Raw genomic sequence first — 20466 nt, 5'->3', positions numbered from 1 at the left:
CTACGGGCTGTCCGGCAGCCGGCGGCGTCTCCACGGTCGCGTGGTGGCGAGCCGCCACAGGGCGAACAGCCCGATGCCGCTCCAGATGAAGTTCAGCACCGCCGAGGGCCAGGCGAAGTGCGCGGCCGAGTTGACCATCAGCGCGACCGCGCCGCCCAGGTTGATGAGCTGGTACACGAGGCTGTCGCCCGACATCTTCCGCATCGACAGCATCGCGTAGGCGTAGAGGAGCGCCCCGGCGCCGAGCATGCCAAGGACTTCGAGAAGGAGAGACACGACCTCAGGCCCTACTTAACGGGATTGAATGCCCTATTTCAGGACAAGCATTAGGTGAAGCATACATAAGTACATAATCCCGGCGTACGACCGTAAAGCACAAGTAAACTCACCTTAATCCATGCGGAAGCTCGTCTGTATGGAGGGGTGCCACCGTTCGCGCCGGCCGACGCTGCCCTGTCACCCGGCCGGCCCGGAGCGGTCGGGCCTCTGCCGGGGCACGGGCGAGCGGACGGGCCACTCGCACTGCAGGACGAACACGATGACGGGCTCGCCGTCGCGCCTGTCCTCCCACGCGCCGAGGCCGAAGTCGACCCCCGTCACGACCTGCCTGTCGGTGAAGCCCTCGTCCGTGGCCGCCACGCGGGCGGCGATAGGCGTGTCGTCGGGCAGGCACTGCAGAGCCGTCCTCAGCTGCCCGGCGGTCCAGGCGACGCCGGGCCGTCGTCTCACGGCGATGCCGCGTACCGGAGTGGCTCTGATCGCCAAGCGTGGATCGTTCATCGTCGGTGTCCTTCCGTGTGTGCCGGCTCCGGCGCCGAGACGCCGGCAGTCGTCGCGCGGAGCCCCCGTGACCACCTCTGTTCTCACGCTACGCCCGTGCTCAGGACGGGCTCCGAGGCCCCGGAGCAGGGATGCGAAGCGGGGGGTCAGGGTTCAGAAGCGAGCGGAAGCCCGTCCTCTCGCGGTTGACGTTTCGCTCCCCGGCGTGCCCGGGGGAGCCCGGTCTCAGCCGGTGAAGGAGACCGGGCTCAGTCGGTGACGCGGGGGCCAGTGATGCGCTCGGCGAGCCGGGCCAGCCGGTCGAGGAGCCGGGTGCGCGAGGGCGAGCCCTCGCCGGCGGCCATGCTCACCAGATGCTGGGCGGCGTCGAAGGTGAACAGGCCGTCCTCGGGCGGCACCGCGAGCGCGTCGTGGGCCAGGCCCTCCAGCTCGGGGTCGCCGCCGTCGAGGGCGAGGATCGTCGCCCCCGTGCGCCTGGCGTCGTCGACGCGTTCGAGCAGCGGCACCGGGGCCTTCCGCTCCGAGACGACGAACAGGGTCTCGCCCCGGCGCGCCGCCTCGATGCGGTCGATGCCCACCGCCAGGTGCGGCGGGGCCCCCGGCGGCGGGGACCAGCGGACGAGCGTGGGCGCGAGCTGCGCGAGCCCTGAGACGCGGGCCTCGTCGCCGAGGTGCGCGGCCAGGTGCCACGGCTCCTCGTCGGGGGTGCCGACCACCAGCAGCCCGCCGGGGGTGCGCGTGGAGCGGAGGGAGAGCCCGAAGTCGCGGGTGCGCTCGACCCACCCGGTCGTGGAGAGCACCTCGCGGAGGAATGCCACCGACGCAGCGTCCATGGGATCCATGGTGCATCACAGCCCCCGCCGCCGTCCCGGTAAGAAACACCTGGCATGATCTGGAGAGATCATGGGGCGAGCATGGAGGCGAGCGAGATCATGGGCGATGAGCTCCGGGATGTCAGCGGCCTGACGATCGGCATCCTCGGCGGCACAGGCGATCAGGGCAAGGGGCTGGCCCGCAGGTTCGCGCTGGCCGGGCACTCCGTCGTGATCGGGTCGCGCAGTGCCACGCGCGCCCAGGAGGCGGCCGACAGCCTCGGGCCCGGCCTGCCCGTGCGCGGCGCCGAGAACTCCGGCGCGGCCTCGGAGGCCGACATAGTGATCGTCGCGGTACCGTGGGACGGGCACAAGTCCCTTCTTGAGTCGCTGCGCTCCGAGCTGGACGGCAAGATCGTCGTCGACTGCGTGAACCCGCTCGGCTTCGACAAGCAGGGCGCCTTCGCGCTGGACGTCGAGGAGGGCAGCGCGGCGCAGCAGGCGGCGGCCGTCCTTCCCGGCAGCCGCGTCGTCGCCGCCTTCCACCACGTCTCCGCCGTCCTGCTCCTCGACCCCGAGGTCGCCGAGGTCGACCTCGACGTGCTCGTGCTCGGCGACGACCGCGAGGCCACCGACACTGTGCAGGCGCTGGCGTCGCGCATCCCCGGCGTGCGCGGTGTGTACGGCGGGCGGCTCCGCAACGCCCACCAGATCGAGGCCTTCACCGCCAACCTGATCTCCATCAACCGCCGCTACAAGGCCCACGCCGGGCTGCGTATCACCGACGTCTGACCCACCACGCTCCGCCGGAGGGCCCTCGTGATCGAGTCCTTCCGGCGGCGTTCACCCGGGTGTCACGGTACGGACGTCCGCTTTGGCGACCTTCGCCGGAAGTATCGCGAAGCCACACCGGGCGCTCCTCCGGGCGCCGGCTCGCGCGCCCGGGGGAGTCCGCAGATCGGACAGATCTGACAAACGGCCCTTCTTATGGCCATGCTTGACGACATGACTTCCCTGCACCCGGACACGCGGGCCGTCCACCTGCCGAAGGCGCCCCTGAACGGCAGCACGCCGATCGCGACCCCTCTGTACCAGACCTCCGGATTCGTCTTCGACGACCCGGCCGTCTTCGCCGACGGCATGGGACGCCCCGACGGCGCCTTCGTCTACGGGCGCCTCAGCAACCCCACCGTCCGGGCCCTGGAGGAGGCGGTCGCCGACCTCGAAGGCGGCGTGGCCGCCGTCGCGGCGGGCTCGGGCATGGGGGCGATCAACTGCGTGCTGCTCGGGCTGCTCAAGCCGGGCGATCACCTGATCGCCCAGTCCGCGCTGTACGGCGGGACCGCCGCGACGATCGCCGACCTGGCCGACAGGTTCGGGATCTCGGTGACGTACGTCCCAGAGGACGACCCCTCGGCGGTGCGCGCGGCCGTACGGCCGGAGACCAAGCTGCTCTACCTGGAGACCATCGCCAACCCGATGACCCAGGTGGCCGACCTTCCCGGCATGTGCGCCGCCGCGCGCGAGGCGGGCCTGGTCTCCGTGGTGGACAACACCTTCGCCTCGCCGGTCCTGTGCCGCCCGCTGGAGCACGGCGCCGACATCGTGGTCCACTCCACGACGAAGTACCTCAGCGGCCACAGCGACGTGATCGGCGGCATCGTGGTCTTCGCCGACGACGCCCTCTACCGCAAGGTCTGGTCGTTTTCCACGAAGCTCGGCGCCACCCCCGACCCGTTCGCCGCCTGGCTGACGCTGCGCGGCATGCAGACGCTCTCGCTGCGCATGGCGCGGCACTGCGACAACACCCGCCTGCTCGCCACCCGCCTTGCCGAGCACCCCGCCGTCGCGGCCGTCCACTGGCCAGGACTGCCCGGGCACCCCTCCTACGAGCTGGCCGCCAAGCTCCTGCCCGACTTCGGCGGGGTCTTCTCGTTCGACCTCAACGGCGGACGCGCGGCGGGCGAGAGGTTCATGAGCTCGGTACGGCTGGCGCTCCTCGCCCCCTCGCTCGGCGGCGTCGAGACGCTGATCCTGCACCCGGCCACGACCTCCCACCGCACGCTGACCGCCGAGGAGCTCGGACGTTCCGGCATCGGCGAGGGCACCGTGCGGGTCTCGGTGGGCATCGAGCACCCCGAGGACCTGTGGGCCGACTTCGTCCAGGCCATCGGCCAGTAGGAGCGATCTGATGACCGTGACACGCGAGGACGTCGAGCGGGCCGCCGCCAGGATCGCCGGCCGCGTCCGCCGCACGCCGCTGATGGAGGGTGAGCCCGGCCTCCTGCTCAAGCTGGAAGGGCTCCAGCACGCCGGTTCGTTCAAGGTCAGGGGAGCCTTCAACCGCATCCTGTCCGCCGAGGCGGTGCCCGCCGCCGGGGTCATCGCGGCGAGCGGGGGCAACCACGGGGTGGCGGTCGCGTACGCGGCGCGCGTGCTCGGCATCCGGGCGGAGATCTTCGTGCCGGAGATCTGCGCCCCGGTCAAGGTCGCCGGCCTGCGGGCCCTCGGCGCCCACGTCACCCAGACCGGCGCCATCTTCGCTGAGGCGTACGAGGCGTCGGCCAAGCGGGCGGCGGAGACCGGCGCCCTGGAGATCCACGCCTACGACCAGGCCGAGGTGGTGGCGGGGCAGGGCACGGTGGGCCTGGAGATCCTCGAACAGGCCCGCGAGGCCGGCGGCGTCGACACCGTCCTGGTCGCGGTGGGCGGCGGCGGGCTGGTCGGGGGCGTCGTGGCGGCGGTGGCCGGCGCGGCCAAGGTCGTCGCCGTGGAGCCCGAGCGCATCCCGACGCTGCACGAGGCCCTCGCGCGGGGCGGCGGCCCGGTCCAGGTGGAGGTGAGCGGGGTCGCCGCCGACGCGCTGGGAGCCAGCAAGGTGGGGCGCATCGGCCTTGACATCGTGCGGGCCGCGGGCGTGCGCGCGGTGCTGGTAGGCGACGACGCGATCGTACGGGCCCGCGAGGAGCTGTGGCGCGACTACCGGATCGCGGCCGAGCACGCGGGAGCCGCCGCCCTGGCCGCCCTCCGGTCGGGCGTGTACGTGCCGGAGCCGGGTGAGCGGGTCGCCGTCCTCGTCTGCGGAGCCAACACCGACCCGGCCACCCTCGCGTAGAAAGTCCCCGGCCGGTCGCACCCACCCGGCACCCGGGTGGGTGGTGAGCCGGTGCTCCCCACCCAGGCCGTGTCCTCCGGCTGGCGACCAGCACCTCACCCAGGCCGTGTCCTCCGGTCGGTGACCAGCACCCCACCCTGCCCGGGGGGCGAACTCGCCGCACCCCCGGCAGGGTGGCTGGAACAGGGCTTCTGGGAGCGAAGACGCTGCTTAGCCGAGTCGTCCGGCCTTTACGCCGCTGAGGAAGGCGGTCCATTCTCCGGGAGTGAAGACGAGCGCCGGGCCGGCCGGGTTCTTGCTGTCACGGACGGCGACAATTCCAGGAAGATTACCGGCGACCTCGACACACTGCCCGCCGTTGTTTCCGCTACGAGAGCTTTTCTTCCACTCGGCCGTCAAAAGGTCCACAGCGGTCAGGTCTGTTGAGTCCATTGGTGTATGGCTCCCTTAATCTTTTCGAGCGACTCGCCTGGGCGGTACGCCTCTGTCCGTAGTCTGTCATAGCGACCCAAGATCAGCGAGACCAGCTCGTGATCTGCTGAGACTTCGCCTTTGCCTGCGGAGTCCACGACCACCGTTGTGGGGCCATCTGGCAGTTCGGCGATGGTGAACCCCGACAGCAGGCCGTCGGTGCAAGGGCTGTCGAAGGGGACCAGTTGCACCGTCACGTTGTGATGGCTCGCCACGGTCACAAGGTGGTCGAGTTGCTCGCGCATGACCTCCGGGCCGCCGATTGGACGGCTGAGCACCAGCTCGTCCAGCAGCACCCACAGGGCCGGTGGGTCGCCTCCCTCCAGGATCAGGCTGCGCTGCATGCGGGCCCTGACCTGTTCCTCCACCTTGTGCTCGGGTGTGGCGAGGTGGCCTCGGAAGACGGCCCGCGCGTAGGCCTCGGTCTGGAGCAGGCCCGGCACCAGAAGGGGATCCCAGGTTCGCAGGGCCGTCGCGTTGGGCTCGATCTCTTCCTGCCAGCGGAGGAACCACTGCGGTCCGGACGGGGAGTCGCTGATCCGACGGCACAGCCGAACGAACCGGTGACTCTCGGACAGGTCGAAGGCGCGATCGCAGCCCTCCGCGAAGTCGAGCTGCGGGTTGCGGCTGCCCGTTTCGATATGCCCGATGAGCGAGGGCGAGCACCCCAGGCGCTCGGCCAGCCGCGCCTGTGACCATCCCTTCTCCCTGCGGCAGCGAGCGAGTTCGCGGCCGAAACGCTCGACCGGCGACAGGCGCGCGCCACCATCGTCGACCATGCTCGCCTCCATATGGCTGTTCGCTGGATGCCGACATTCATCGACAGGTTAATGACAAATCTCTACACCATTGGGGTTATTGGTCGATGGCTGTCGACCCCATCAGGCGCCGGAATAATGCTGCCACCGGCATTCTAGGGCTACGTCAAATAAAGCCGCCAGGGAAGGCCGAGACCGACCCGACATACTCCTCACTAGATGGAGCTCCAGATGACAGACCATGACCCCGGACGTCCACTCCTTCACAGGAATGGCGTTCCATCGGTAAGCGGCCGGCGAATTCCCCGGAAGGTGAAGGAGGAGCAGTTCATTCACCTCGTTCGGCTGGCATGGGACCTGCACAGGCGCGGTCTCGGCGCGGCGGTCGAGCTGCCGACGGGGAAGGACCCGATCCTGCTGGTTCCCCGGGAGTCCGGTCCGCTCCGGGTCATGGCCCTGGCGCGCAAAGGCGCGTGGTTCTACACGTGGGGGCGGGGCGATGGTCAGCGCGTACGGGCGCTGGCGGGGGACGCGGCGGACCGGGTCTGGGAGGTGGCCCAATGAGGACCGCGGAACTCCTGGGCAGAGTCGAACTTCCAGGCAAAGCGAGTGCGGTCGCGGCGGCGCGGGCGTGTGTGCGGGGGCTGCTGTGCGCGGCGGGGTATTCGGAGGCGGACCAGGTCGAGCTGCTGGTCAGTGAGCTGATGGCCAATTCGGTACGCCACTCCGACTCCGGGCGCGACCCCTGTGGAATGGTCAGGCTGGTGGTGTCGCACACCGGTGACGCCCTGCGTGTCGAGGTCATCGACGAGGGCTCGTCCGGCGCGATCCCGCCGGTCCCCGCGCAGGTGGACCCGCTCAGCGAGAGCGGCCGGGGCCTCTGGCTGGTCCGGGAGCTCTCGTCCTTCTGGGGCTGGAAAGACGACGAGACGGGCCGGGTCGTCTGGTTCGAGATGGCGGCCGGCCGGAGTGGGTGAGAAAGGGGGACGGAAAGCACCCTCCGTGACCGGGACCTGTCCAACGTGGTGTGCGCGAATACCCTTGACGAAATGTGGGACCGCTCGGCGACCGAGCACGCGCACGAAAACCGGCGTAATCTTCGAGAAGATCGTGATCTATGAGACCGGACGCCCGACAGGAGTCATTACGTGAACGATTTCGATGCTCGCCGGAAACCGGTCGAGGGCGGGTCGCGGTGGCAGGTTTTGACCATGGTGCTCTCGTTGGTCGTCGGTGTCCTGTGGATCGCCGGCTACTACGTGGCGCCTGAGGCCCCGGTTCTCGTCGCCCTGGGGAACTGGAACCTGCTGATCGGGTTCGCTCTCATCGTCTTCGGCGTGATGCTCGGGGTGGTCCTGCTGGTGAGGGCGGCGGTGGCGCCGCGTCCCCGCGCCTGACGGCTCCGGAGCCGGGGGTGGCCGGCTCCGGAGTGGGGGAGGTCAGCGGTAGCTGTGCTCCGCGGTGGGGAAGGCGCCGGACACGACCTCGTCGGCGAAGGCGCGGACCGCGTGGTCCATCTCTCCCGCCAGGTCGAAGTACTTCTTCACGAACTTCGCCGGATGCGGGGTGAGGCCCATGAGGTCCTGCCAGACGAGCACCTGCGCGTCGCACGAGGGGCCCGCGCCGATGCCGATGGTGGGCACCGACAGCGCGGAGGTGACCCGCGCGGCGAGGTCGGCGGGCACGCATTCGAGCACGACGGCGAAGACTCCCGCGTGCTCCAGCGCCTTGGCGTCGGCCATGAGCTCGTCGCCGGACTGGCCGCGACCCTGCACGCGGTAGCCGCCGAAGGCGTTGACCGACTGCGGGGTCAGGCCGAGGTGGCCCATGACCGGGATGCCGGCCGAGACGAGCGTCTCGATCTGCGGAAGGACGCGGCGCCCGCCCTCCAGCTTGACCGCGTGGGCACCCGCCTCCTTCATGAATCTGGCCGACGACTCCAGCGCCTGCTGGGGTGACGACTGATAGGAGCCGAACGGCAGGTCGGCGACCACCAGCGCCCGGGACGAGCCGCGTACCACCGCGGCCGTCAGCGGGATGAGGTCGTCGACGGAGACGGGAAGGGTGGAGTCGTAGCCGTACACCACCATCGCCGCCGAGTCACCGACGAGCATGACCGGAATGCCGGCCTCGTCGAAGACTCTCGCCGTCATCGCGTCGTAGGCGGTGACCATCGGCCACCTCTCACCGCGCTCCTTGGCGGCTGAGATGTCGCGGACGGTCACTCTTCGTCCAGCCTTGCCGCCGTAGAGTGCGGTCGGCGAGCTGGAAATCGACGTAGAGGACATCGTGGATCCCTCCAGGCCTCGAGGCGCCCTTGTGGCGTCCCCGGACGGTCAGATCATCGCACGCCTGACCGTTATAGCAACACCCTGGATGCCCGTTGCCCATCCCCTCGCACCGGAGATTCGCGTCACTTCGGGGCCTCACCCCGCCCCTGGGAGGTCGCCACCCGTAACCCCCGCGAAACCCCTCGTACACCCCTGATAAATATCGAAACGGTACGGTTGCGTATCGAATTGCCAAGCGCTACGGTAGCGTTGCGAAACACCACCGTATCGAAATATCCGTTGTAACCGTGCTTTGGGGGCATAGTGGAGCAACCGACAGGTCACCCACGCCGATGGCAGATCCTCGGCGTGATGGTGTTCAGCCTGCTGGCGATCGTTCTCGACAACACCATTCTCAACGTCGCGCTCAAGGTCATCTCCGACCCGGTGGCCGGCCTCGGGGCCACACAGAGCCAGCTCGAATGGGCCATCAACTCCTACACTCTCGTCTTCGCCGGACTGCTGTTCACCTTCGGGGTGCTGGGTGACAGGTTCGGGCGCAAGCGCATGCTGCAGGTCGGCATGGTGCTGTTCGGCCTGGCATCCCTGGCCAGCGCCTACTCGACGGACCCGACCCAGCTGATCTTCGCGCGGGCCGCCATGGGCCTCGGCGGCGCGGCCGTCATGCCCGCCACGCTGGCGATCATCTCCAACGTCTTCGCCCCGGAGGAGCGCGGCAAGGCGATCGGCATCTGGGCGGGAGGCGTCGGCCTCGCCATCGCCATCGGCCCGATCACCGGCGGCGTGCTGCTGGAGCACTTCTGGTGGGGCTCGGTCTTCCTGGTCAACGTGCCAGTCGTGATCATCAGCTTCGCGCTGATCGCCTTCCTGGTGCCCGAGTCGCGCAACCCCGACAAGGCCCAGCTCGACCCCGTGGGCGTGCTCCTCTCCATCATCGGCCTGGTCGGCGTCGTCTACGGGATCATCAAGGGCGGCGAGCTCGGCACGGTCATCGACCCCGAGGTCTGGGCGCCCACCCTGGCCGGCGTCGCGGTGCTCGCGGCCTTCGTCTGGCACGAGCGCAGGACGGCCCACCCCGCCTTCGACGTGCGCTACTTCGCCATCCCGAGGTTCTCCACGGCCGTCGCCAGCGTCGGGCTCGTGTTCTTCGCGATGATGGGCGTGATGTTCTTCCTGGCGTTCTACCTGCAGATCGTCAAGGGGTACTCCCCGTTGCAGGCCGGCGCGCTCGTGCTGCCGTTCGCGGCGGCGCAGCTCATCTTCTCGCCGCTGAGCGCCCAGATGGTGCGGCGGTTCGGCGCCAAGGTCGTCGCCACCACCAGCCTGGTGGTCGTGGCCGCCGCGCTGGCGAGTTACTCGTTCCTCCAGGTGGACACCTCGATCTGGGTCTTCGAGATCATCGGCTTCGTCCAGGGCGCCGCGATGGCCAACATCAACCCGCCCGCGACCGAGGCCGTCATGTCCTCGCTGCCCCGCGAGAAGGCCGGCGTGGGCTCGGCCATGACCAACACCGTCCGCCAGGTCGGCGGTGCGCTCGGCGTCGCGATCCTCGGCTCGCTGTTGTCCGCCACCTATCGTGAGAACGTGGCGGCCTCGCTCACCGTGCTTCCCGAGAACCTCCGGCACGCGGCGGGCGAGTCGATCACGGCCACCATGGGCGCCGCCCAGGCGCTCGGGCCGAAGGGCGCCACGCTGATCGCCCCCGCCAAGCAGGCCTTCATGGACGGCATGCACCTGACCGCCCTGGCCGGCGCGGTGGTCGCGCTCGTCGGCGCGGCCGTGGTGGCGAAGTGGCTGCCCGGCAAGAACGCCAGCCAGCCCCCGGTGGCACGACCGGAAAGCAAGGAACCGGCAGTAGTGTGAGCTGATCATGGTGACTGAGCAGATGGGGGCGGTCCGCACGCCGGGCCGTCCCCGCAGCGAGAAGGCGGAGAAGGCCATCATCGACGCGGCGATCGACATGATCGCCGAAGGCACCGGTGTGGCCGAGCTCTCCATCGAGGCCATCGCCGCGCGGGCGGGCGTCGGTAAGACGACGATCTACCGCCGGTGGTCCAACAAGGAGGAGCTCGTGGTGGACGCGCTGGCCACCCTGAAGGCCCCCTTACCGGAGCTCGACGCGGAGTCCGTGCGCGAGAACGTCGTCCGCTACCTGGCGGTGATGCAGAACGAGACGAACCACCGCCGCACCCGCTGCATCATGAACATCGCGCTGAGCGAGTCCGAGCGCTTCCCGCACCTGGCGGAGCGCTTCCGCGAGATCGCGATCAAGCCCCGGCGGGAGGCGCTCCGGGGGGTCATCCAGCGAGGCGTCGAGTCGGGCGAGCTGCGCGCCGACGTGGACGTCGAGGTGGCGATGGCCGCGATGACCGGCGCGATGCTGTTCTTCACCAAGTGGCGCGACAGCGACGAAGAGCTCCCCGCCGACCTGGCCGAGCGCATCGCCGACCAGGTTCTCGGGGGTCTTCGGCCCTGAGCCGCGAGCTCAGGTGGCGGGGGTCTCGCGCCAGCGGTTGGTGATGGGCAGCCGGCGGTCGCGGCCGAAGTTCTTCGGCGTGATCTTCGGGCCCGGGGGATACTGCCGGCGCTTGTACTCCGCGAGGTCGACCAGGCGGATCACCCTCGCCACCAGCTCGGGGTCATGCCCGGCGGCGACCAGCTCGCCCTTGCCCATGTCGTGCTCGACATAGTCGGCCAGCAGCCGGTCGAGCACGTCGTACGGCGGCAGCGAGTCGGTGTCGCGCTGGCCGGGCCGCAGCTCGGCGCTGGGCTCCTTGGTGATGGAGTCCTCGGGGATGGGCGGCACGGTGAAGCGGTGCAGCAGGTCGCCCTCGCGGCCGGCCTGCGCGTTGCGCCAGGTGGACAGCTGCCACACCGTCGTCTTCAGCACGTCCTTGATCGGGGCGAAGCCGCCCGCCGAGTCGCCGTAGAGCGTGGAGTAGCCGGTGGCCAGCTCGCTCTTGTTGCCGGTGGTCAGCACGAGGTGGCCGTGCTCGTTCGACAGCCCCATGAGCAGCATGCCGCGCACCCGCGCCTGGAGGTTCTCGGCGGCCAGGCCGTGCAGGTCGACCTCCTTCTCGAAGGCGTCGACGATGCCCTCGATGGGCACCAGCCGCGAGTGGAGCCCCTGCCGCTCGACCAGGTCGCGCGCGTCGCCCACCGAGTGGTCGGAGGAGTGGCGGGAGGGCATGAGGACGACGTGCACCCGGTCGGGGCCGACCGCGTCCGCGGCGATCGTGGCGGTCAGCGCCGAGTCGATGCCTCCCGACAGGCCGAGGATGACCGACCCGAAGCCGTTCTTGTCGAAGTAGTCGCGCACGCCGAGCACCAGCGCAGAGTAGACCTCCTCCAGGTCGTCCAAGCGCGGGGCGACGCTCGCCGGCTCGGGGGCGTAGGCGGGCAGCGGCTCGGCGGACAGCTCCAGCCGCTCGACGGTGATCGTGGTGCCGTCCCCGGCGTCCACGGGGAACGACCCGGGCCTGGCATCGGGATCGGCGAGCGGCAGATCGAGGTCGGTGACCAGCAGCTCCTCGCGGAACTGGGCCGCCCGCGCGACCAGCCCGCCCTCGGCGTCCACCACGATGGAGTCGCCGTCGAAGATCAGCTCGTCCTGGCCGCCGACCTGGTTGGCGTAGGCGAGGGCGCATCCGGCCTCGCGCGCGCGGTTCGCGCACAGCGCCAGCCGCACGTCGTCCTTCTCCCGCTCGTACGGCGAGGCGTTCGGCACCACGAGCAGCCCCGCGCCCGCCTCGGCCACGGCCGACACCGGGCCGCCGTCCTGCCAGAGGTCCTCGCAGACGGCGATGGCGACGTCGACGCCGTGCAGGCGGAAGATCGGCAGCCGGTCGCCGCGGATGAAGTAGCGGTACTCGTCGAACACCCCGTAGTTGGGCAGGTGGTGCTTGGCGGTGCGGGTGACGACGCGGCCCCGGTGGAGCAGCGCGGCGGCGTCCAGCGGCGCTCCCTTCGGCTGACCGGTGCGCGGGGCGACCCCCGAGCGGTCGACGTACCCCACGACCACCGGGATCTCGCCGAGGCCCTCGGTGGCCAGCCGGGCGGCCGTGGCCTCCAGCGTCGCGATCGAGGCGTCGACGAACGACGTGCGGAGCACCAGGTCTTCCACGGGATATCCGGTCAGGAACATCTCGGTGAACACGACGAGGTGCGCGCCGCGGTCGGCCGCACGGCGGGTCCACTCGACGAGCTTGGCGGCGTTGGCGGACAGGTCGCCCACCGCCGGGTTGGTCTGGGCGAGGGCTATACGCAGTTGTGGCACGGAATCCACCTTACGGGTGGTGCTTTCGAGGACTTTACGTGTGGTGGTCGCGAGGGGAGGGCGGCGGTCAGCGCTGCGGGCGGAGGCCGTCCATCATGATCGTGAGCAGCAGCTCGCCGCTGTCCTCCGAGCGCTCGGAGGCGACGGCGATGGCGTGGGAGACGCGGAGCAGCTCCAGCCCGGTGAGCTCGGGGCGGATGGCCCCGGCCTCCTGTGCCCGCGCGAGCAGGACGCCGGCCGCCTCGCGCATCTGCCCGTGGCAGGAGGTGAACAGCTCGGAGTCGAGCTCCAGAGTCGACTTAAGCGCCTCGACCAGCCCCCGCTTGGCGCGGGTGTAGGCGGCGAGGCTCCGCAGCCACTCGCGCACGGCCTCGGCCGGCGGCAGGCTGCGGGCCAGCTCGTGGGCCTCCCGGGCGAGCCCGACGACGTGGTCGTGGTAGACGGCCTCCTGCAGGGCCAGGCGCGTCGGGAAGTGCCGGTAGAGCGTGCCGATGCCCACGCCCGCGCGGCGCGCGATCGCCTCCAGCGGCGCGTCGATGCCCTGCTCCACGAAGACGGTCTCGGCCTCGGCGAGCAGCCGGTCGTAGTTGCGGCGCGCGTCGGCGCGCATCGGCCGGGGTGCCGAGGTGGTGCTCATGGCTTCCTCTGGAGGCGTCGTCGGGGTCGGTGTGTGCGCGTGGTCATGAAGACTTTAGACGATTGCCAACCGGAGGCTCCCTCCGTATAGTCCGAACCGGAGGCTTCCTCCGAGTCTATCGCCGGGGGCGCGACGTGCGCGTCCCTCACCTCATCGTCCCTTCACGGAGCATTGATGTCGACGTCGACCACGTTAAGTAGTCAACCAGCCACGCGGGCGGGCCGGCCGGGGATCGCCCTGGCCGTCGTGGCAACCAGCCAGCTCATGATCGCTCTGGACTCCACCGTCGTGACCATCGCGCTGCCCAGCATCCGGGCCGATCTGGGCTTCAGCGCGACCAGCCTGTCGTGGGTGCAGAACGCGTACATGCTGGCGTTCGGCGGCCTGCTCCTGCTCGGGGGGCGGGCCGGCGACATCCTCGGGCGCAGGCGGGTGTTCGTCGCCGGGGTCCTGGTGTTCACGCTCGCCTCGCTGCTCGGCGGCCTCGCGAACGGCCCGTGGTGGCTGCTCGCCTCCCGCACCCTCCAGGGCGTCGGCGCCGCGGTGGCCGCGCCGAGCGTGCTCGCCCTGATCGCGACGACGTTCGCCGAGGGGCAGGCCCGCGCGCGGGCCCTGTCGGTCTACTCGGCCGTGGCGGGCGCGGGAGCGACGGTCGGGCTCATCGCCGGCGGCCTGCTCACCGACACCACCTCCTGGAGATGGGTGTTCTTCGTCAACATCCCCGTCGGGGGCGCGGTGCTGCTGCTCGCGCCGCGCTTCGTCAGGGAGACCGAGCGCCACGAGGGCCGCTTCGACCTGTCCGGGGCCCTCGCCTCCACCGCCGGCATGACCGCCCTGGTGTACGCGTTCATCAGCGTCGCCGAGCACGGCTGGGGCGACGCCGTGACCATCGGGGCCTTCGCCGTCGCGGTGGTGGCGCTCGGGGTGTTCGTGGCGGTCGAGCGCCGCGCCCGCCAGCCGATCGTGCCCCTGCGGCTGTTCGCCGAGCGGAACCGGTCGAGCGCCTACCTGGCGCAGTTCCTGCTCGCGGCGGCGATGTTCGGGGTGTTCTTCTTCCTCACGCAGTTCCTCCAGGAGGTGCTGCGCCTTGCGCCGCTGGCGGCGGGCTTCGCCTTCGTGCCGATGGCCGCGTCGCAGTTCGGGCTGGTGCGCGTCGTGCCGCGCCTCATCCCGCGCTTCGGGGCCAAGGCCGTCATGGTGACCGGGGCGGCGCTGGCGGCGTTGGCGATGATCCTGCTGACCCGGCTGTCCGCGTCCTCCTCGTACTTCCCGGACATCCTGGTGCCGCTGGTGCTTCTCGGGATGGGCGGCGGACTCGCGTTCCTGCCGCTGAACCTGACCATCCTGTCCGGGGTGGGCGGTACGGACTCGGGGGCCGCCTCGGGCCTGGCCCAGACCATGGTGTGGGCCGGAGGCTCGCTCGGGTCGGCCGTCCTGGTCACGATCCTCGGCACGGCGCTGCGCGCCCCCGCCCCCGCAGCGGGACCTCAGGAGGTGCTGGCCTCCGGCATCGCCCAGGCGTTCGTCGGAGGGGCGGCGTTCGCCGTCTGCGGGCTGCTGGTGGCCGCCGCATTCATCCGCACGAGGCCGGCCGTCACGCCCGGGGCGTCACGCCCTCGGGCTGATCAGGCCTGACTCGTAGGCCAGGACGACGAGCTGGGCGCGGTCGAACAGGCCGAGCCGGTCCAGGACGGAGGCGATCGTGGCCGACACCGACTCCTCGGGCACGGCCAGCGTCTCCGCGACCTGCTGGTTGGTCAGGCCGCGCGCCACGAGCTTCACCAGGTCCAGGTCGCTGTCCGACATCCCCTTCAACGCCTGCGGGACGGCCGGGCCGCCGTGCCCGGCGAAGGTCGCGATGAGCCGGGTCGTCACGGCGGGGTCGATCAGCGCGTCCCCGGCCGCGGCGGCGCGGATGGCCGCGATGAGCTGCTCGGGCGCCGACGTCTTCAGCACGAAGCCGCTGACCCCGGCGCGCAGGGCCGCGTACAGGTTGTCGTCGGTGCCGAAGGTGGTCATCATGATCACCTTCGGCGGGGCGGCGTCGGCGAGGACGCGGCGGGCCGCCGCCAGGCCGTCCAGCTTCGGCATGGAGATGTCCATGAGCACCAGGTCGGGCTGGACGCGGCGGATCAGCGCGATGGCCTGCTCGCCGTCCGCGGCCTCGCCGACCAGCTCAAGGCCGGGCTCGCCCTCCATGATGACCCGCAGCCCGGTACGGACGAGGGCCTGGTCGTCGGCGATGACCACCCGCAGCGTCGAGGTGTCCTGGGCGCGGACCCCGGGCGGCGGGGCGTCACGTGCCGGGGTGTCCAGGTGCGCCGCCTGGGCGAGGATGTCCCGCTCCAGGCGCTGGAGGGTCGTGCCGAGGTCGAGCCCGAGCTCCTCGCGGAGCAGCGTGCGCGCCCTGCGCAGCGCTCCGAGCGCGTCGCCCTGCCGTCCCGCGCGGTACAGGGCGAGGGCGAGCAGCCGCCAGGCCTCCTCGCGCAGCGGGTACGCCGAGGCGTGCGCCTCCAGGTCGGGGATCGCGGCGGGGGCCCTGCCGAGGCGCAGCGCGGCGTCGGCGCGGTGCTCGACGGCCATCAGCCGCAGCTCGTCCAGCCGCATGGCCTCGGCGGACGCCCACTGCAGGTCCGCGAACTCCGCCAGGGCCGGGCCTCGCCACAGGGCGAGCGCCTTATCGGTGCGCTCGAACACCTTGGCCGCGTCGTCGCCCTGCTCCGCGCGTACGAGGCTCTCGAACAGCCACGAGTCGACGCTCCCGGCGGGGGTGCGCAGCGCGTACCCGGGAGGGGCGGAGATCAGGACCTCGGCCTCCTCGCGCGGCGCCCGGTCGGGCTCCAGCGCGCGGCGCAGCCGGGAGACGTAGCCCTGGATCGTGGACAGCGCCTGAGCGGGGGGATCACCGGGCCACAGCTCGTCGATCAGCACGCTCATGGGTACGGCGCGGCCGTGCGCCACGAGGAGCCGGGCGAGAACGGCCTGCTGGCGCTGCCCGCCCAGATCCAGCACCGAATCATGGTGAAGCGCCTGAAACGGTCCGAGAGCATGAAATTTCAACATCGCAGCGCATAGCGTAGGGCCAAAAGCGCATATGTCCGTACGGCAACACCTGCCGACATCGGACATTGGCAGCAAAGCGTGACCATCGCCCCAGGCCGATCGCGTCAGACCCGGGGCGGACGGCCCTGAGCCGACGGTCGCCGGGGTCGGTCGCCGGGGTCAGAGGGGGAGCACGGCCTCGACCACCGTGCCGCCGTCCGGCGCGGTGACGGCACCGCAGCTCCCGCCCAGTTCGGCGGCCCGTTCCCGCATCGAGGTCAGGCCGACCCCCGCGCGCGGACGGTCCGGCAGCCCCGCGCCGTTGTCGCCGACGCGCAGCCGCAGCACCTCCGGGCCACGGTCGAGCGTGATGTACGCGCTGGTGGCGTGGGCGTGCCTGCGGACGTTGGTGAGCGCCTCCTGGACGATGCGGTAGACGGCGACCTCGACGGCGGCGGGCAGGTCGGACAGCTCGCCGGTGACCTCGACGGTGGTCTCGGGCGGCCCCTCGGCGGCAAGCGACCGTACGGCGGAGGCCAGCCCGAGGTCGTCGAGCGCGGGCGGACGCAGGCCGTACACCAGCTCCCTGATGTCCCCCGACACCGCGTCCATGCCGGTGCGAAGGTCGCGGAGCAGGGTGTCGGCCGAGTCGGGGGAGCTCTTGAGGCTGCTGCGGGCCATGTTGATCGTCATCGCCATGGTGGAGAGCGTCTGCCCGAGGCCGTCGTGCAGGTCGCGGCGCAGGCGGCGGCGCTCCTCCTCCCGCGCGGTCAGGATGCGCTCGCGCGAGCGCTGGAGGTCGGCCGCCATGCGCACCGCGTGGGCGACGTCCGCCGCGTACGGCGCCAGCGTGCTGAGCACGCGCTCGTCGTGGGCGGCGGCGAAGCGCCGGGCGCCGGGACGGCCGAGCAGTAGCCGGCCGACGGTCTCGCCGTGCCAGATCAGCGGGATCTGCCGGGGGGAGTCGCCCACGTCGCCGCTCTCGACGTACCTGGGCTTGCCGCCCACGACCTCGACCGCCGCGCCCTCGACGGCGAGGCCGTCCTGCAGGACCGTGACCACCGACGAGAGAGCCCTGGCCGGATCGGCGCTGCGCACCTCCTGGGTCAGGCGCTCGGCGAGCAGCCGGGGGTCGCCCACGCGGCCGTACATCATGCGGTCGACGAGCCGCTGGAACATCCGGCGCAGCGGCTGGAAGAACGCGCCCGCGAACAGCGCGGCGACCAGGCCCGCGATCTGGTGCTGCTGCGACACCACCAGGCTGGACAGGGCGCCGATGCCGAAGTAGACGCCGCTGACCACGGCGAGCACCCCGGCGGCGACGAAGGCCCTGCTGATGATTGTGTCGATCCCGTACAGCCGGTAACGCGTCACCGAGAACGCGATGGCGATCGGCACGAGCGCCGCCCAGATCGTGGCGGGGGCCCACATCGCATCACCGAGCAGAAGGAACAGGACGTATCCCGTGAAGGCCACCAGCGGCCAGGCGATCTGCCGCCGCACCACCGGGCCCGAGTAGCGGAACCGGACGACCAGGGAGAGCAGCGACAGCACCACCGCGCCGATGATGCCCACCCAGGCGACGCTGCTGACCATCTCGTTGTACGGCCGCAGCGCCTCGACGGCCAGCGGATTCGGGACTACCACGGGAAGGAGGTTGGGGTTCGGCGCGGGCCGCACGATCTGCCGGGCCATCTCGACCGAGATCGAGACGATGCCGAGGGCCGCGACCGGCCACCAGCGGCGGGAAGGCAGCCTGCCGTCGGGCGAGAAGAGCGGCAGCAGCATCGCGAGCGACACGCCGCACACCGCCCAGCCGGCCACGGAGGCCCAGCGCAGGTAGCCGGCCCCGGCGAGCTCGCCGTCCGCCAAGAGGCGGAACATCAGCCTGCCGCTGAACTCGCTGATCGCCCCCGCCAGGCCGCCGGCGCACATCAGCCACGCCATGGTCAGGCGGGGCCGGTGGAAGATCAGGAAGGCGCCCACGGCGGGAAAGGTGAGGCCGGCCGCCAAGTCGGGGGAAGCGGGCGGGCCGAGCCGGTACTCGGGCGGCAGGCCGGCGGAGATCATGAGCCCGACGACCGCCAGGAGTGGCGAGGCTACGGCCGCGACGGCGGCCACCGTTCGCGGCGGCGTGATCCTGACCATCCCACCCACCCTTCCCGGTGATGCCCGGAAGCTCATGCTCTCCCGCCACCAGTGAATTATGGATCCCTTAAGTGCGACAATTCGTGAAAGGGAAGACCGTAATGCCTATTTGACACGATTCCGTCATACGGGGCGTCGTCATCGGTGATCGGGAAGATCGCCTCGACGAGCGTGCCGCCCTCGGGCTCCGCCGTGATCGCGCAGGTCCCGCCCAGCTCGGCGGCGCGCTCCCGCATGGACGCCAGCCCCACGCCCGAGCGGAACTCGGCTGGCAGGCCGATGCCGTCGTCCCGCACGCGCAGCCGCAGCCCGTCGGCCGAGCGGCTCAGCGTGACCACGATGGAGGTCGCCCGCGCGTGGCGCCGGGCGTTGGTCAGGGCCTCCTGGAAGACCCTGTACGCGGCCACCTCGACGGCGGCGGGGAGCGCGTCCAGCTCGCCCTCCACCGTCAGGCTCGCGTCCGGCTCGGCCAGCAGCCGCACGGCGCCGGCCAGGCCCAGGTCGTCCAGCGCGGGCGGGCGCAGCCCGTACACCAGCTCGCGGATCTCCTGGGTCACCCGGTCCATGCCCGCGCGCAACCGCACGAGCAGGCGCTCCGCGGACTCCGGCGAGTCGTGCAGCACCTTCCTCGCCATGGTCACGGACATGGCCATGTCGCCGAGGGCCTGCCCGAGGCCGTCGTGCAGGTCGCGGCGCAGGCGGCGGCGCTCCTCCTCCCGCGCGGTGAGTATCTGGTGGCGCGAGCGCTGCAGGTCGGCGGCCATGTTCGCCGCGTGGGCGACGTCGGCCACGAACGGGGTGAGCACCGAGATCATGCGCTCGTCGTGGGCGCGCGGGAAGCGCCTCTGGCCCGGTCGGCCGATGAGCATCCGTCCCACGGGCACGCCGTGCCAGACCAGCGGCACCTGGCGGGGCGACGGGCCGACCAGCCCCACCGCGACGCGACCCGGCCGCCCACCGGCCACCTCGACCGCCACGCCCGAGACGGTGAGGGACTCGCGGGCCGTCGCCACCACGGCCGCCAGCGCGCTCGCGGGCTCGGTCGAGTGGACCTCCATGGTCAGCCGTTCCTTCAGATGGCCCGCGTCGCCGGTGTGCCCGTAGAACAGCAGGTCGGCGAGCCGCCGCAGCGCTCTCCGCAGCGGCTGGACGGTCACGCCCGCGAACAGCGCGGCGGCGAGCCCGGCGAGCTGCCCGAGGCCCAGGGCCGCCAGGCCGAGGGTGCTGACCCCGGAGTAGACCGCGCCGACCGCTACCAGGACGCCCGCCGCGATCAGCGTCCTGCTGACCAGCGTGTCGATGCCGTACAGGCGGTAGCGCGTCACCGCGATCACGATGGCGGCCGGGATCGCGGCCGTGGTCAGCATGGCGGGCACCGAATGCGGCATCCAGACCTCGACGGCCCAGTTGGCGGCCACCGCGTACAGCAGCCAGCCCACCTGCCGCCGTCCGGTCGCGTCGGCGCCGCGGAACCGGTCGACCAGGGACAGCACGCAGGCGCCCTCGGCGACCAGGTACCAGTTCACGCCGAGGCCGCCGAGCCAGGATTCCACGGGCGCCACCGCCGCGATCTCGAAGGGGTTCGGCCCCCCGGCAGAGCCGGGCGCCCACGGCCGTACGACCTGGGAGAATGCCAGGAACAGCACCATGCCGACGGCGAGCGCCGCCACCGGGCGCCAGCGGCGGGCGGGAAGCCTGCCGTCGGGGAAGAGCAGGGGCAGCAGCAGGTTCACCGAGACGATGCACAGCGCGCCCACGACGGCGTTGTAGTCACCGATGAGCGCCGCCGTGTGCGCGTCGCCCGCGAGGCGCGACCGTTCCCAGAAGGCCTGCGACAGGCCGAGGGTCGCGGTGGCGAAGCCGCCGGCCAGCATGAGCCAGGCCAGCGGCAGCCGGGGCCGCCGCAGGGCGAGCAGCAGCCCGAACACAGGGTAGACGACGCCCACCACGTCGTCCCCGGTCACCACGCCGGGACGTATCCGGTCGGAGACGTCGACCTGCGACCGCAGGAGGATTCCCGCCACGACGAGGCCGGCGGACGTCACCGCCAGCGTTCCCGCCATCACGCCGAGCCTGCGCATTTCCCCCTGCCCCCCTCTGCGCTCCCGGTAGTGCGGGAGGCATCCGGAAAGTATG

20 protein-coding genes are annotated in these 20466 nt (G+C 71.4%); 9 read left to right on the top strand and 11 right to left on the bottom strand.

Annotation, left to right across the window (positions count from 1 at the left end; all coding sequences use genetic code 11):
* The 3 genes from ACOZ38_RS32205 to ACOZ38_RS32195 all read right to left on the bottom strand — a co-directional run bounded on the left by ACOZ38_RS32205 (position 1) and on the right by ACOZ38_RS32195 (position 1613).
* The gene (locus ACOZ38_RS32205) at positions 1 to 276 is read right to left on the bottom strand and encodes a CBU_0592 family membrane protein (protein ID WP_424534835.1); all 276 of its coding nucleotides are present in this window, start codon (positions 274 to 276) and stop codon (positions 1 to 3) included.
* A 180-nt stretch (positions 277 to 456) separates the two neighbouring features.
* Positions 457 to 780 (bottom strand): DUF6225 family protein, encoded by a 324-nt coding sequence (locus ACOZ38_RS32200; RefSeq protein ID WP_424534834.1) that lies wholly within the window; start codon positions 778 to 780, stop codon positions 457 to 459.
* 248 nt (positions 781 to 1028) lie between these two features.
* A complete protein-coding gene (locus tag ACOZ38_RS32195; protein ID WP_424534833.1) occupies positions 1029 to 1613 on the bottom strand; it encodes a hypothetical protein in 585 nt (194 codons plus the stop codon).
* A gap of 99 nt (positions 1614 to 1712) precedes the next feature.
* Here ACOZ38_RS32195 and npdG point away from each other — a divergent pair, with 99 nt between their 5' ends.
* The 3 genes from npdG (at position 1713) to ACOZ38_RS32180 (ending at position 4707) form a co-directional block, all read left to right on the top strand.
* Positions 1713 to 2384 carry an NADPH-dependent F420 reductase gene (gene npdG / locus ACOZ38_RS32190; protein ID WP_424537124.1) on the top strand — a complete coding sequence of 224 codons (672 nt, stop codon included), beginning with the start codon at positions 1713 to 1715 and terminating at the stop codon, positions 2382 to 2384.
* Between the two features lie 213 nt (positions 2385 to 2597).
* On the top strand, positions 2598 to 3773 hold the full coding sequence (locus tag ACOZ38_RS32185) for a trans-sulfuration enzyme family protein (protein ID WP_405139350.1): 1176 nt from the start codon (positions 2598 to 2600) through the stop codon (positions 3771 to 3773).
* Positions 3774 to 3783: 10 nt separating this feature from the next.
* A complete protein-coding gene (locus ACOZ38_RS32180) occupies positions 3784 to 4707 on the top strand; it encodes a serine/threonine dehydratase (protein ID WP_424534832.1) in 924 nt (307 codons plus the stop codon).
* A gap of 210 nt (positions 4708 to 4917) precedes the next feature.
* Here the strand turns inward: ACOZ38_RS32180 and ACOZ38_RS32175 are convergent, their stop codons facing one another.
* Positions 4918 to 5139 (bottom strand): DUF397 domain-containing protein, encoded by a 222-nt coding sequence (locus tag ACOZ38_RS32175; RefSeq protein ID WP_424534831.1) that lies wholly within the window; start codon positions 5137 to 5139, stop codon positions 4918 to 4920.
* Positions 5121 to 5957 carry a helix-turn-helix domain-containing protein gene (locus tag ACOZ38_RS32170; protein WP_424534830.1) on the bottom strand — a complete coding sequence of 279 codons (837 nt, stop codon included), beginning with the start codon at positions 5955 to 5957 and terminating at the stop codon, positions 5121 to 5123. The genes ACOZ38_RS32175 and ACOZ38_RS32170 overlap by 19 nt, the downstream gene beginning before the upstream one ends.
* 291 nt (positions 5958 to 6248) lie before the next feature.
* On the opposite strand from ACOZ38_RS32170, the gene ACOZ38_RS32165 reads away from it, so the two are divergent.
* The 3 genes from ACOZ38_RS32165 (at position 6249) to ACOZ38_RS32155 (ending at position 7333) form a co-directional block, all read left to right on the top strand.
* Positions 6249 to 6500 carry a hypothetical protein gene (locus tag ACOZ38_RS32165; protein ID WP_424534829.1) on the top strand — a complete coding sequence of 84 codons (252 nt, stop codon included), beginning with the start codon at positions 6249 to 6251 and terminating at the stop codon, positions 6498 to 6500.
* A complete protein-coding gene (locus ACOZ38_RS32160; RefSeq protein ID WP_424534828.1) occupies positions 6497 to 6913 on the top strand; it encodes an ATP-binding protein in 417 nt (138 codons plus the stop codon). Before ACOZ38_RS32165 ends, ACOZ38_RS32160 begins: the two co-directional genes overlap by 4 nt.
* A 171-nt stretch (positions 6914 to 7084) precedes the next feature.
* Positions 7085 to 7333: a cell division protein CrgA gene (locus ACOZ38_RS32155; RefSeq protein WP_424534827.1), complete on the top strand. Its 249-nt coding sequence runs from the start codon at positions 7085 to 7087 to the stop codon at positions 7331 to 7333.
* A 42-nt stretch (positions 7334 to 7375) separates the two neighbouring features.
* Here ACOZ38_RS32155 and panB read toward each other — a convergent pair whose 3' ends face one another.
* Positions 7376 to 8224 carry a 3-methyl-2-oxobutanoate hydroxymethyltransferase gene (gene panB, locus ACOZ38_RS32150; protein ID WP_424534826.1) on the bottom strand — a complete coding sequence of 283 codons (849 nt, stop codon included), beginning with the start codon at positions 8222 to 8224 and terminating at the stop codon, positions 7376 to 7378.
* 354 nt (positions 8225 to 8578) lie between these two features.
* Between panB and ACOZ38_RS32145 the strand changes: the two genes are divergently transcribed.
* Both ACOZ38_RS32145 and ACOZ38_RS32140 read left to right on the top strand, forming a co-directional pair.
* Positions 8579 to 10090, top strand: a complete 1512-nt coding sequence (locus tag ACOZ38_RS32145) for an MFS transporter (RefSeq protein WP_424534825.1) — start codon at positions 8579 to 8581, stop codon at positions 10088 to 10090.
* A 7-nt stretch (positions 10091 to 10097) separates the two neighbouring features.
* A complete protein-coding gene (locus ACOZ38_RS32140; RefSeq protein ID WP_424534824.1) occupies positions 10098 to 10703 on the top strand; it encodes a TetR/AcrR family transcriptional regulator in 606 nt (201 codons plus the stop codon).
* Between the two features lie 9 nt (positions 10704 to 10712).
* On the opposite strand, the gene ACOZ38_RS32135 is transcribed toward ACOZ38_RS32140, so the two are convergent.
* On the bottom strand, positions 10713 to 12503 hold the full coding sequence (locus ACOZ38_RS32135) for an NAD+ synthase (protein WP_424534823.1): 1791 nt from the start codon (positions 12501 to 12503) through the stop codon (positions 10713 to 10715).
* Positions 12504 to 12570: 67 nt separating this feature from the next.
* On the bottom strand, positions 12571 to 13140 hold the full coding sequence (locus tag ACOZ38_RS32130; RefSeq protein ID WP_424534822.1) for a TetR/AcrR family transcriptional regulator: 570 nt from the start codon (positions 13138 to 13140) through the stop codon (positions 12571 to 12573).
* Between the two features lie 174 nt (positions 13141 to 13314).
* Between ACOZ38_RS32130 and ACOZ38_RS32125 the strand changes: the two genes are divergently transcribed.
* A complete protein-coding gene (locus tag ACOZ38_RS32125; protein WP_424534821.1) occupies positions 13315 to 14775 on the top strand; it encodes an MFS transporter in 1461 nt (486 codons plus the stop codon).
* Here the strand turns inward: ACOZ38_RS32125 and ACOZ38_RS32120 are convergent.
* The 3 genes from ACOZ38_RS32120 to ACOZ38_RS32110 form a co-directional block, all read right to left on the bottom strand.
* Entirely contained in the window at positions 14749 to 16152 is a 1404-nt protein-coding gene (locus ACOZ38_RS32120; RefSeq protein ID WP_424534820.1) for a BTAD domain-containing putative transcriptional regulator, read from the bottom strand. The two genes, ACOZ38_RS32125 and ACOZ38_RS32120, sit on opposite strands and share 27 nt — an antisense overlap.
* 210 nt (positions 16153 to 16362) lie before the next feature.
* The gene (locus ACOZ38_RS32115; RefSeq protein WP_424534819.1) at positions 16363 to 18330 is read right to left on the bottom strand and encodes a sensor histidine kinase; all 1968 of its coding nucleotides are present in this window, start codon (positions 18328 to 18330) and stop codon (positions 16363 to 16365) included.
* Positions 18331 to 18386: 56 nt separating this feature from the next.
* Complete coding sequence (locus ACOZ38_RS32110) at positions 18387 to 20411, bottom strand: sensor histidine kinase (protein WP_424534818.1); 2025 nt, start codon at positions 20409 to 20411, stop codon at positions 18387 to 18389.
* Positions 20412 to 20466 lie beyond the last annotated feature (55 nt).

Source organism: Sphaerisporangium viridialbum (assembly GCF_049674955.1).
GTDB classification, from domain to species: domain Bacteria; phylum Actinomycetota; class Actinomycetes; order Streptosporangiales; family Streptosporangiaceae; genus Sphaerisporangium; species Sphaerisporangium viridialbum.
The sequence above is the reverse complement of the archived record's forward strand: the minus strand, read 5'-3'. Positions and strand labels throughout refer to the sequence as shown.